Source organism: Lacrimispora sphenoides JCM 1415, from assembly GCF_900105615.1.
Lineage (GTDB): Bacteria > Bacillota > Clostridia > Lachnospirales > Lachnospiraceae > Lacrimispora > Lacrimispora sphenoides.
Genome location: NZ_LT630003.1, coordinates 1,719,914 through 1,731,754 on the forward strand (window position 1 = coordinate 1,719,914; position 11,841 = coordinate 1,731,754).

Sequence of the window (11,841 nt, forward strand, 5' to 3'; positions counted from 1 at the left end):
TTACGGAGTGAATAATATATGTAAGGAGAAATTATATGGGAATAAGCAAAAAACAACAGGTATCAATTGAAAGAGCAGAAGAATTAAAGGGGCGGATCGAAGATTTTTTAGAGGCACGCAAGAGAATTCCAAAAGGAATGGATTTAGAGGAAGAATTTATTAAGAGGAAAACCAGAATATTAGAGGTACTGGATGCCACAGAAGAAAATTGGAAAGATTACCAATGGCAGTTAACTCATAGAATAACGGATGTTGAAACTTTAAGTAAAATCATTTTCTTAAGCGAGACAGAAAAAATGCGCATTAAAAAGGTGGAGAAAAAATTCAGATGGGCGGTTTCTCCCTATTATTTAAGTCTGGCAGATCCAGATGACAGATATGATCCTATCCGGTTATTATCAATTCCAACCTATAAAGAATTAGAGGATACCTGCATGGATCTTGATCCCATGGGGGAAGAATTTACAAATCCAGCAGGTTGCATTACAAGACGATATCCAGACCGGTTAATTATTAATGTGACCAATGAATGTGCCATGTACTGCAGGCACTGCCAGAGAAGAAGGAATATCGGGGAGGAGGATGCTCATCGGTCCCGCAGCATGATTCTGGAGTCCATTGATTATATAAGGGAAAATGAAGAAATCAGGGATGTGTTGATCACCGGCGGGGATGCCCTGTGCCTTTCTGATGAATACCTTGAGTGGATAATAAAGCAGCTGAAAGAGATCCCTCATGTTGATTACATCCGCCTGGGAACCAGGAGCCTGGTAACCATGCCTCAAAGGATCACAGACCAATTATGTTCCATGCTGAAAAAATATCATCCGATCTATATAAATACGCATTTCAATCATCCCATAGAAATTACGAAAGAATCGAAAGCTGCATGTGAAAAACTGGCTGATTCCGGGATCGTTCTGGGAAATCAGGCCGTATTGTTAAATGGAATCAATAATGATAAGTACATCATGCGGTTGCTCAATCATGAGCTGCTCAAATGCAGGGTAAGACCTTATTACATCTTTCATGCAAAACATGTTCAGGGAACCGCTCATTTTAATACATCCATTGAAGACGGTATAGAGATCATGGAATACTTACGAGGCTACACTTCGGGTATGGCGATCCCCACATTTATAGTAAATGCTCCCAAGGGATTGGGAAAAACGCCTATCTTTCCCAATTACATTGTATCCCGGGGACCGGGCTATGTTCAATTAAGAACCTGGGAAGGAAATATCGTAAAATACGAAGACCATGAAACAAAGGATATCCGGAATTATCTTGAATCATGAGTGAACTGATATATGTCAGGCAAGATTTCAAAGCCTGATGAATTTCCTGCCATACGGTTAATAATCCTATGCGGAATGATTATAGGAAAAGCATAGATTGAATACCGGACAAGATGACGAGTTTGTTAGTTTCTTGTTCGGCATTCAATCTATGCTTTTTCGTTTAAAAAATAAGTGATATATTTAACAGCAACTATTTGGCTTATTGAGGTTTACCAATGTTATTTCATTTATAAGCTTTTTCACATGCTCTGCCCCGGACTCACTGATTGAATAATGCATCCATTTCCCATCCTTACGCCCTACAACTATCCCGGACTCACAAAGAATTTTCATATGGTGGGACAAGGTTGACTGGGTAATATCCAGTTTTTCCAGCAATTCGCAGGCGCACTTTTCTCCGTCTTGTAATAACTCTAATATTGCAAGTCTTTGTTCATCACAGAACGCTTTGAATATTTTAGCAGTTTTCTTGTGTTTATCCATAATCACTCCACACATTCATATATATCAATTTGATGTCATTATATACTCCGATTTAAATTTGTCAATATTTTTATATGATTCTAATCTAACAGCTGTATTTAATCTTCTGTCTTATTATCATTTAGTTTTGCATCACAATTTCTTATGGAAGGTATGGCCAGACATAAAAATGAGGCAAATAAAACCAGTGCTCCTGCAATCAGAAACCACTTCTCCACCCCATATTTCTCTGCAAAAACTCCGGAAACAGAAAGTCCTATTGGGCCGCTTATTAAGCGGATACTGCTAGATAATGATATTACCCGCCCTAAATACTTCGCTTCAAAGTTGCTTTGCAGCAATGGTGTATACATTCCCCAATAAAATGGGCCGGATATTCCCATTAACCAGGAGCATATTGCAAATATTAAAAAACCGTCACGCGGCAAGAACCCAGAGACAAACAAACTAAAACTCATTAACAGAAAAGAACCGATTATGGTATAAATTCTATTTTTAGTTCCTCCCCATCTGCCCAATATCAAAGAGCCAATCAGCAGCCCAATGGAAAATACAATTTCAGTAACACTTGCATTTGTGCTGGTACCATGAAAATATGACATACTCATCAGCGGAAACAATGCACTGGTCGGCATCATTGCTAAGGTATAAAGGGTACCTATTAAAACCAGGCCCAGCATTCCTTTTTTGGTACGAAGTATTTTAAAACCTTCCTTTGCCTCTTCTATAATATGTATCTTCCCTATGCTTTCATTATGATTTAATTCCGGGATTACTGATATCACAAGCATGAATACTGCAATTAATGCTCCAATAACATCAAGGAAGATGATACTGCTTAAGCTCCATGACTGATAGAGAACTGCCGCTAACGCAGGGCTAAATAATTGAGAAACAGATTCTAATGCCTGTGAGTATCCGGAACATCGTGTCAGTTGATCTTCCGGTACAATCTGAGGCGTCACTGCCTGAAGGCAAGGCGTATGAAAGGCAGATCCTATGGAACGAATCAGCAAAACCAATAAAATCAGTTCTGTGGATAAAACGCCCATCTTCCCCGCAATAACCATGATAAAACTGGCCGCAGCAATGAATAAATCTGAGACTGCCATAATCATCTTTCTATTATAACGGTCAATGAACACACCTATGAAAGGACCTAAGATTCCTTGCGGCAGGAATCCCATCATCATTGCGGCAGATAAAACCAAGGCGGAACCGGTTTTATCTGTTAAATGCCATACAATCGCAAACTGAAGGACAGAACTTGAAAATTGAGAAAATGCCTGGCCTGCCCATATAGTATAAAAATTTCGTTTCCAATTTGTTATAGATGCGTTCATAATATTCCCCCAATTTTAGTAGCTAAGAAAACATTATAAGTTTCATATCGATAAATGTCAATATATAAAACTGTTATATGTTATAAATAAGATTTTAACACCATGGTGCTGTTAAGAAGTCATTATAGATTTAAAAATTTGTGTCCAGGTATTTTCAAAGTTTTATTCTTATACTATAATTGGAATACAGGCCTAAATTCGACATAAATAGCACATAATTTATAAATATATGTTTTAGGTTAGAAAGGTAAACAGAATGGAAAAGTTTGATGGAATTATCAATAATACACTTGTAAAAAAGATCTTAAGTATCGTATTGCTGGTTTTGTTTATGTATTTCTTTCGAGGCATGCTGAATCAGCTTTTACTTATTTTTATAGTTACATTTATTTTTGGTCAGCTCCAAAAATTTATTTATGATAAAGTAAATTCCCGTATGAAAATCAGCCGTAAACTGATTACTATTTTTATGTACATTATAATTGTATTGTTTTTCACGATATCCGGTATTGTCTATATTCCAAAGGTTACCCAGCAGCTATTTGATATCATCGGTTTGATTTCCACCTTTGATTTGAGCCAGGTTCAGTCAAAATTCGACATTAATCTGATGAATATCATTCCAGAGGATCAGATCGACGCTTATATCCGGTTAGCGGAAAACCATCTTTTGGGGTTTGTAGCTACAGCAGGTACTTTTAGTATCAATTTATTAATGTCATTCTTGATAAGCTTTCTTTTCTTACTGGAAAAGGATGAAATCGTTACGTTTTTTGGACACATGGAACAGAGCAAAGTTTCCTTCCTGTATGAATACTTTAAGTTCTATGGGAAAAAGTTTTTAAATTCTTTCGGTAAAGTAATAGAATTGCAGATCGTAATTGCATGCATTAACTCTTTTCTGTCTGTGCTGGCCCTGACAATTATGGGATTTCCGCAGACATTGGGGCTTGGAGCCATGATCTTTATACTGGGACTGATTCCTGTTGCCGGGGTGATCATATCCATGATTCCCCTTACAATTATCGCATTTAACATTGGAGGCGCCATAAAAATCGTTGAAGTTATTGTGATGATTGTTGTTCTCCATTCTTTGGAAACCTATGTGTTGAACCCTAAATTAATGTCTGCAAAAACAAAGATTCCCGTATTTTTGGTGTTTATTATACTAATGGTGAGCGAACATTATATTGGAGTCTGGGGTCTGCTTTTTGGCATTCCGCTGTTCATGTTTTTCCTGGATATTTTAGATATTAAGGTAGGGACAAATAATCGCTAGAAATAGGAACGATGAAAGTTATCATCAAAAAAGGAGACCAAAGCCGCCGATAAGTTCGGCTGGCCTTGGTCTCCTTTTTCGTTACAAATCCATATCCATAAAAACTTTTGAAGCCGTTGCACCCTTTTGACCCTGATATTTTCCGTTGTACGGATTTAAAGCATGATCATCTAATTGTGCAAAAACAAGCTGACCTACACGGCGGCCTGCACATAGCTCGATCGCACATCTGTTTGCGTTAAAAAGTTCTAATGTGATTTCGCCTTTAAATCCCGGATCCACCCAGCCTGCATTTTGAATAAACAGCCCCAGCCTTCCTAAGGAACTGCGGCCCTCCACAAAGGCCGTCAGATTATCTGGCAAAGAGAAATATTCCATGGTGGTAGCAAGTACAAACTGTCCGGGCAGAAGCAAATACCGATCCGTTTCAATGGTTTTATATCGAATTTCATCATTTAAGGAAATAATCCCATTGCTAGTATCCTCTACGACACAAAACGTATTCCCAAGTCTGATGTCTACGCTGGCAGGCTGGATCTGGTGCTTTTCCATTGGTGATATCGTAAGCGTTTTATCCTCTAGCATCCGAAGAATTGTTTTATCAGATAAAATCATAATATAATTTCCTTTCTCCTTATACTCCAGGACCGATCTCTCCGCCAGATCCCGGTCCTTCCTGTACTCCCGGATTTTCTTCGGTTTCTTTTTCCGGCTTTGTTTCCTTTTCCTTTTCCGTTTCTTTCTCCGGTTTCTTTTCTTCCTTTGTTTCCTTTATATTGGCCCCAGGCCCAACCAGGCTTCCGTCATCGTTGGTGGGAACTTCCGTCCTCTCCTGCTCGGTTGTTTCCGGAATCGCTTCTTTCGTGCTTTCTGCCGTGGTCTCTTTCACACTTTCTTCAGTGGCAGCTTCCGTTTTTGCAGGAGCGGTATCTTTTGATGACGAAGTATCTTTTTTCTTGCCTCCTGAACTTCCGCCGGATGGAGCATTCTTTCCAGGATCTTTCATGCCGCTTTCCTGGGCGATCTTGTCGCTGATCTTTTTCACCGTTGATGATGGAGAATAATCAGCCTTATTATAAAGAAACTGGTGAAGCTGGCTGACGTTACTCTCTAATGTGGTAGGGATAACACAATCCATTCTGCCGATCTTCATGGTAGTGCGTGAAAATGGGAAACCGTTTGTTTCTCCTATGTGATATTTGTTGATTCCTTTGGCTATGGACAGAACATCATTCATGCCAATGCTGGTAGATACCTGTGGGAATACGGTAGAAACCAGAGTGCTTAATGTTCCAAAATCAGCATTTTTCGCTTTTTCCATTGCAAGGCTTATCACCTTGCGCTGGCGCTCTGTCCGGTTAAAGTCCGTATCCATGAGACGGAGTCTGGAATAGGCCACAGCTTGTACGCCATCTAAATGGTTCATTCCTGCTTTTTTCAACTGATAAGAGCCGATTCCGGTGGAATTAACAGTTTCCGTAATAAAACCGTTGATATAGGCGAATTCTGAATCTGTAATTTCCAAATCGACCCCACCAAGTATGTTAATGGCATCAGCAACTGCTTTCCAGTTAAAGGTTGCATAATCGTCGATGTTAAGATCCAGATTCTCATTTAGAGCATCCACTGCCTGTTTATGGCCGCCTTTAAAATAGGCCTCATTAATCTTGTGATAGGTTCCTTTGCTGTCAATCTTTAAATATGTATCCCTGAATACCGATACCAGTTTTATCTCACCGGTAGCCTTATCGATGTTGCAGATCATCTCTACATCGGACAGAGCTCCCTTTTCAAGCTTTCCGTCCCGGGAATCAACGCCAAAAACGGCAATGGTCCAATAACCTTTCTGATGGGTGCGCTGTTTAAACAGAAAAAATACGCCAAATAGTACCAGCGCCAAAATTACAAGCTCCATTAATATGACTCGCTGCTTGTGTTTGCGTTTCCGTTTTTTATCCGATTTATGTTTGGCGCCGTTTTGCGGTCCATTATATCGGACTCGCGGATTTCTTCCGTCACCTGTACTATAATAGGTTCTATCTCCTCTTACCGTCTGCGGCTGGCGTTTTTTCCCTGTCGGAGGAGTTTTATCTGCGCTCCTCGTCCTTTTACTGCCCTCCCGGCTTTTGCGGTCCCGCATACGGTCTAATTCATCCTCATAATCCATGATCGAGTAATCAATCCTTTCCAATATTTTCTTTGGCAGATCCCATCTATTCTATCAGAAATATGCCTATGATATCTTGCTTTTCTCTTAATTTTATCAGTCAATCAGCTATTTATTGTAACACAAAATAGTTACCTTGACCACTATAAAAAATTATGATAGATGATAGATGAACTGCTCCAGAAAAGTACTGTTGAAACAATAAAAGCAACTGCACCGGTTTAGGCTGAGGTTGATAAGCAGGGTGTTCGTGAGGGGATTTACAACATTTGACAAAACAGTTTTGCCTGGTTGAACTACGGCCAATGGCCGTAACGCAGCCAGGTTTATTTGTACCTGTAATCTGGGGACTAAAAGAAAGAGAATAAGATTTGATCTATTTAAGATTGGTAAAAGAATCAATAATTTGCGGCTGCTTCCGAAAGGATCAAAGAGTCTATGGCGACTGCAACCCCATCTTCATCATTATTTCTGGTTATGAGGCGTGCGCTGCGCTTTATCACTTCCGAGGCATTGCCCATGGCTATGGTATATCCCAGAGGAAGGCTGAGCATGGAAAGGTCGTTTTCACTGTCTCCAATGGCAAGGATTTCCCTGGGATGGATGTTGGCGCTTGCCGCATATTCCATCAGGACAGATCCCTTTTGCGCACCTATGTGAGTCAGTTCCAGATTGGAGGGGGCTGATGAAGCAACTGAGATTCCTTCTTCTTTTTCCAGAGTGCAGCGGATCTGCATTAAGATCTCCGGATTTTCATGGACAACAGACATTTTATATATCTCCCATGAAGATCCAAGCAGCACTACTTCTGTTGTAAATTGAAACCGTTTTACAATGGTCTCATAGGTATGCTCATCGGAAACCATGGGAAGAAAAATCTTATCCTCAAAGCTTTTTCGAAAATCTTCCATGGTGGAGGTAGTGTAACTTCCCTCTTCTGTCATAAAATCATAAAGAACTGAAAACGGCCGGCAAATATCAAGAATGCGGCTTACCTGGCCTTTTAACAGCGGTTGTTTTCGCAGCTGTCTTCCATAACTGTCGAAAACAGCAGCACCGTTCATACAGATAATATCATAGGAAATTCCAGCTTCCTTTAGGGGGCTGTAGGCATCGGCAAAATTTCTGCCGGTGCAGACAACAAAACCGATGTTCTTCCGTTTAAGAGCTTCAATGGCGGCAATAGTTAAGGAGGAAACCTTTCCATATCGGTTTAAAAGAGTTCCATCCATGTCAGATGCTACTAATCGTATCATTTGATTTTCCTTTCTTGTCTACAATTTCCTTTGCAATATCAGGGTAATTGGTTATGATTGCTTCGATTTCCTGCTCTGCAAGGTATTCCATCATGTTTTTATCATTCACGGTCCATACATGAAGAGGAAGCTTCTTCTTTCCTGCTTCCTTAATCAGTTTTTTAGTCCGGAGGTGGTTGAGAGATGGATGAAGTGCATCTGCCCCTATTAATTTTGCGTATCCTGGAACATTAATAAAACCATCTGAAAAAAGAAGTCCGGTTAATGCTTTGGGATTTAATTTCTTCACCTTCACAATGCTGGGGTGATGGAAGGAGGAATAGATGACCCGTTCCTCCAACCCAGCTTTTTTCACCTGTGCTAATGCTTCCTTCTCAATACCTTTGTAGCGGAAGACTCCTGTCTTCAGCTCAATATTAACATTGAGATCAAAAGGCTTTACAAGCTCCAATACTTCGATCAGTTCAGGAATGACTGAGGTGCCAAATTCCGGCTGGATTTTGCTGCAGCGAAACCTTTTTAGTTCTTCCATGGTGAAATCTTTTACATAACCGGTGCCATTACAGGTGCGGTCAATGGTCTCATCGTGTATGACTGCCAGCTTTCCATCCTTTGTCATCTGTATATCCAGTTCAATTCCGTCTGCTTTCTGCCTGATGGCCAGTTCAAAAGCCTCCAGTGTATTTTCCGGCGCATAAGCGGAAGCGCCTCTGTGAGCCCAAACTTTTGTTCTCATCTGTCAATATCCTCTCTGAATTTAATTGTTAATAAGATTATAGTCTTCAATGGACTTATTAATGCTTTCTGCCATCTTAGCAACTGCATTTTCCGGGGTCCCCTTGTTGTTGATCATGTTCTCGATCTCTGTCTCCACGATCTGCCTTGCTTCAGGGAATACACTGAGAAGTGCTCCGGCGGACTGAGGGGTGGAATCATGAAGCTGATCAATGGCTGTTTTAAACTGAGGGTATTGTGCGATATTATCTTTAAACACAGCTTCATTGTGAGCGGCAACCGTAACAGGAAAATAACCAGTCTGGGAATTCCAGTAGGCCTGGCTTTCCGGGGAAACAAGGAATTTCACAAATTCCCATACAGCCTGCTGCTTTGCCGGATCCTCATTATTTAATGCCCATAAGGAACCTCCTCCAATAGAAACGCCGCCTTTATCATCGTCGCTCACCTTAGGAAAATATGCGGTCCCAACCTCGAATTTGCCGTTCACATCATTTAATATCTGCTTTAAAGATGCAGTGGATCCAAGAGTCATAGCCGCTTTGCCTGCACTGAAGTCAGCAAGCCCTGCATCACCGCCTCGTCCGACATTAGGAGCATAACCCTTATCCGCTAAGTCCTTCCATGCTGCTAAGGTCTTGACACCGGCTCCGTTTTTATCGAAATCTACAGCCGTTGCCGCTTCTTCTCTTCCGTTTCCATTGTCGGCATACTGAGCCTGCTGCTTGCAGGTGAATTGCTCAAAGAACCAGCCATAAATACCTAAGGATATTACCACTCCTGCTCCGCCCTTTCCAATAAGATCGTCACCGATCTTTACAATTCCCGGAAGGCTGTCAGGAATTTCCGTGATGCCGGCTTTCGTAAAGATGTCTTTATTATAATAGAGAATCGGGGTAGAGGAATTAAAAGGCATGGAATACAAATTTCCATTTACGGTGTAATAGGCTGCAATGTTTGGTTCCACCTGAGTTAAATCCCAATGATCCTCATTAATCAGCTCCTGCATGGGAATGACCCAGCCGGAATCGATCATGAAACGGGTACCGATATCATAAATCTGGACCAGATCAGCGCCCATATTGCCGATCTGAGCACTTTTCAGCTTGTTGATAGCATCGTCATAGCTGCCTTGATACTGAGCTTCTACGGTAATGCCGGAAGTGTTTTCCTTATTGAATTTCGTTACTAGAGTATCGATGGCTTCTCCGTTTACACCTCCCATTGAATGCCAGAAGGTTATGGTGGTGCTTGCCGGGCTGCCAGAGCTTTCAGCAGTCTGGGCGGCAGTCGTCTGAGCTTCCACAGCGGTCGAACCGGCGCTGCTCGTTTCTGTTCCTGTCTGCCTGGCGCAGCCGGACAATGCCCCTGCTGCCATCATGACTGCCATACTCATGGCAAGTGCTCTTTTCTTCATCTTCTTTCCTCCAAATTTTATTTTTTATATTGAAGTCCGATTTGCCTGGTGGGCTCGCCGGACGTCTGAACCAGGTCAGCCTTTGACTGCTCCTGAGAACATACCACGGATCAATTGTCTCTGCCCTGCAATGAAAACAGAGATAGATGGAATGATGATCATGACAACACCGGCGATCATCATGGAAATGGACTGGGAGTCCACGCTGTCCAGCATGCCGATTCCAATCTGAACCGTTCTCATTCGGTCAGAGCCGGTAACAAGAAGAGGCCACATATACATGTTCCAGGCATTGATAAAGGTATAGACTGCCATGGCCCCGATTGCTGATTTGGTAAGAGGAATCAGGAGGCTGTAAATAAATCTTAAGTTGGAACAACCGTCAATTCTTGCGGACTCATATAAGGATACAGGAAAAGATTTATAAAACTGCCGGAATAGAAAAATTCCCATGGCTGAGGTAAGATAAGGAATAATCAGCACCTTATAGCTGTCAAGCCATTGTAACCCGCTTACGGTCAAATAATTAGAGATGATGGTGGCCTCTCCCGGGATCATCATAGTTGCCATGACAATCATGAACAGCAGATTTTTCCCCTTAAAGTCCAGAAAGGAAAAAGAAAATGCCGCCAGGGAACAGGATAAGATCTGTCCGAATGTGATACAGCCTGCCACAAAAAAGGAATTGACAATAAACCGGTTTAAGGGGATTTTAACCATGGCCTGACGAAAGTTCTCAAGGGTCGGATTCCCTGGGATTAAGTTCATATCAGTTGTGAACAGTTCACTGGAAGGCATGAATGCAATGCTCACCGCATACAAGAGCGGAAGCAAAACAAAGATGGACACGGCCAGGTTTATGATTACAAGAGCCAGCTTACCCGCCCTTCTGCGGAAAAGGGCCTTCTGATTGGCAGACTGTTTCAGTTTTTCCAGCTCATCCCGGTTCATATCTTTGGAGGCTGCGGTGATAATGGATTCCATCAATAGCTTACCCCCTTCTTTTCCAGGCGGAACATACATAAGGTGAGGATCATGATGAGGAGGAACAACAGCACGGACTGAGCGGCTGCGCTGCCGAAGCGGTAGTTAAAAAAGGCATCCCGGTAAATGGAGTAAACGATCAAATTGGTAGATTCTCCGGGCCCGCCCTGAGTCAGGACCTTCACCTGGCCAAAGGACTGGAATGCCTGAATGATGTTGACTACCAGGGTGTAAAACATGATAGGGCTTAAGCCAGGGAGTGTCAGGAAGAAAAATCTCTGAACAGCATTTGCTCCATCCACAGAGGCTCTTTCATAAATGGTCTCATCAATGTTGCTGAGCCCGGCGCTGAAATAAAGAAAGTTGATTCCGCTGTTCAGCCAGGCGGTCAACAGGGCGACACAGACCAGGGCATACTTGGGATCACTGATCCAGTTGATATGGAATTCCAGGATCTTATTAACGATTCCGATGGAAGGATGAAGCATGATTTTAAATATCATGGCAGCGGAACTGGAAGCAATGGCCATTGGGAGTGCGTAAGCAGTGCTGAAGATCCGGATCCCGGGAAAGGTTTTGCTGCAAAGAACTGCGGCAACGAGCCCTAAAAGCATGCTCACTGACACGACAATTATGACAAATACTGCGGTTACCAGAAGGCTGTTGAAAAAAGACGGGGAATTTAAAAGGTCCTTATAGTTTAAAAGACCTACAAAAAGCTTGGCCTGGCCCATTTTATTGGTTTTATATAGACTTAAATATATCGTTTTGAAAAACGGGAAAAACAGGAATACAGCAAATACTGCCATTGCCGGGACCATATAGGCATAAGGCCCTGCTTTCTTTACAATTGTTCTTAGGTTCATAAGAAGGCTC

11 protein-coding genes are annotated in these 11,841 nt (G+C 41.8%); 2 read left to right on the forward strand and 9 right to left on the reverse strand.

What is annotated here, in order from left to right; translation table 11 throughout:
- The first annotated feature begins 35 nt into the window (after positions 1 to 35).
- Positions 36 to 1,298 carry a glutamate 2,3-aminomutase gene (gene eam / locus BMX69_RS07635; RefSeq protein WP_100042024.1) on the forward strand — a complete coding sequence of 421 codons (1,263 nt, stop codon included), beginning with the start codon at positions 36 to 38 and terminating at the stop codon, positions 1,296 to 1,298.
- 183 nt (positions 1,299 to 1,481) lie between these two features.
- On the opposite strand, the gene BMX69_RS07640 is transcribed toward eam, so the two are convergent.
- Together BMX69_RS07640 and BMX69_RS07645 are read right to left on the reverse strand one after the other, a co-directional pair.
- Positions 1,482 to 1,784 (reverse strand): ArsR/SmtB family transcription factor, encoded by a 303-nt coding sequence (locus BMX69_RS07640; RefSeq protein ID WP_054790739.1) that lies wholly within the window; start codon positions 1,782 to 1,784, stop codon positions 1,482 to 1,484.
- Positions 1,785 to 1,882: 98 nt separating this feature from the next.
- Positions 1,883 to 3,127, reverse strand: coding sequence for an MFS transporter (locus BMX69_RS07645; protein WP_100042025.1), 1,245 nt, complete (start codon positions 3,125 to 3,127; stop codon positions 1,883 to 1,885).
- 256 nt (positions 3,128 to 3,383) lie between these two features.
- On the opposite strand from BMX69_RS07645, the gene BMX69_RS07650 reads away from it, so the two are divergent.
- A complete protein-coding gene (locus tag BMX69_RS07650; RefSeq protein WP_025233119.1) occupies positions 3,384 to 4,406 on the forward strand; it encodes an AI-2E family transporter in 1,023 nt (340 codons plus the stop codon).
- Positions 4,407 to 4,487: 81 nt separating this feature from the next.
- Here the strand turns inward: BMX69_RS07650 and dcd are convergent, their stop codons facing one another.
- From dcd to BMX69_RS07685, 7 genes are all read right to left on the reverse strand, one after another.
- Entirely contained in the window at positions 4,488 to 5,021 is a 534-nt protein-coding gene (gene dcd / locus BMX69_RS07655; RefSeq protein WP_054790738.1) for a dCTP deaminase, read from the reverse strand.
- A gap of 19 nt (positions 5,022 to 5,040) precedes the next feature.
- A complete protein-coding gene (locus BMX69_RS07660; protein WP_330387665.1) occupies positions 5,041 to 6,597 on the reverse strand; it encodes an LCP family protein in 1,557 nt (518 codons plus the stop codon).
- A 374-nt stretch (positions 6,598 to 6,971) separates the two neighbouring features.
- Entirely contained in the window at positions 6,972 to 7,829 is an 858-nt protein-coding gene (locus BMX69_RS07665) for a Cof-type HAD-IIB family hydrolase (protein ID WP_100042027.1), read from the reverse strand.
- Positions 7,807 to 8,565 carry a glycerophosphodiester phosphodiesterase gene (locus tag BMX69_RS07670; protein ID WP_100042028.1) on the reverse strand — a complete coding sequence of 253 codons (759 nt, stop codon included), beginning with the start codon at positions 8,563 to 8,565 and terminating at the stop codon, positions 7,807 to 7,809. Before BMX69_RS07670 ends, BMX69_RS07665 begins: the two co-directional genes overlap by 23 nt.
- Before the next feature lie 21 nt (positions 8,566 to 8,586).
- A complete protein-coding gene (locus tag BMX69_RS07675; protein WP_054790736.1) occupies positions 8,587 to 9,981 on the reverse strand; it encodes an ABC transporter substrate-binding protein in 1,395 nt (464 codons plus the stop codon).
- Positions 9,982 to 10,056: 75 nt separating this feature from the next.
- Positions 10,057 to 10,932: a carbohydrate ABC transporter permease gene (locus BMX69_RS07680; protein ID WP_408610338.1), complete on the reverse strand. Its 876-nt coding sequence runs from the start codon at positions 10,930 to 10,932 to the stop codon at positions 10,057 to 10,059.
- A gap of 32 nt (positions 10,933 to 10,964) precedes the next feature.
- Entirely contained in the window at positions 10,965 to 11,831 is an 867-nt protein-coding gene (locus BMX69_RS07685; protein WP_100042030.1) for a carbohydrate ABC transporter permease, read from the reverse strand.
- Between the last annotated feature and the right edge of the window lie 10 nt (positions 11,832 to 11,841).

Bases quoted from the DNA above. Each gene is read 5' to 3' on its own strand.
- eam (WP_100042024.1), top strand. From the start codon at position 36: ATGGGAATAAGCAAAAAACAACAGGTATCAATTGAAAGAGCAGAAGAA.
- BMX69_RS07640 (WP_054790739.1), bottom strand. From the start codon at position 1,784: ATGGATAAACACAAGAAAACTGCTAAAATATTCAAAGCGTTCTGTGAT.
- BMX69_RS07645 (WP_100042025.1), bottom strand. From the start codon at position 3,127: ATGAACGCATCTATAACAAATTGGAAACGAAATTTTTATACTATATGG.
- BMX69_RS07650 (WP_025233119.1), top strand. From the start codon at position 3,384: ATGGAAAAGTTTGATGGAATTATCAATAATACACTTGTAAAAAAGATC.
- dcd (WP_054790738.1), bottom strand. From the start codon at position 5,021: ATGATTTTATCTGATAAAACAATTCTTCGGATGCTAGAGGATAAAACG.
- BMX69_RS07665 (WP_100042027.1), bottom strand. From the start codon at position 7,829: ATGATACGATTAGTAGCATCTGACATGGATGGAACTCTTTTAAACCGA.
- BMX69_RS07670 (WP_100042028.1), bottom strand. From the start codon at position 8,565: ATGAGAACAAAAGTTTGGGCTCACAGAGGCGCTTCCGCTTATGCGCCG.
- BMX69_RS07675 (WP_054790736.1), bottom strand. From the start codon at position 9,981: ATGAAGAAAAGAGCACTTGCCATGAGTATGGCAGTCATGATGGCAGCA.
- BMX69_RS07680 (WP_408610338.1), bottom strand. From the start codon at position 10,932: ATGAACCGGGATGAGCTGGAAAAACTGAAACAGTCTGCCAATCAGAAG.
- BMX69_RS07685 (WP_100042030.1), bottom strand. From the start codon at position 11,831: ATGAACCTAAGAACAATTGTAAAGAAAGCAGGGCCTTATGCCTATATG.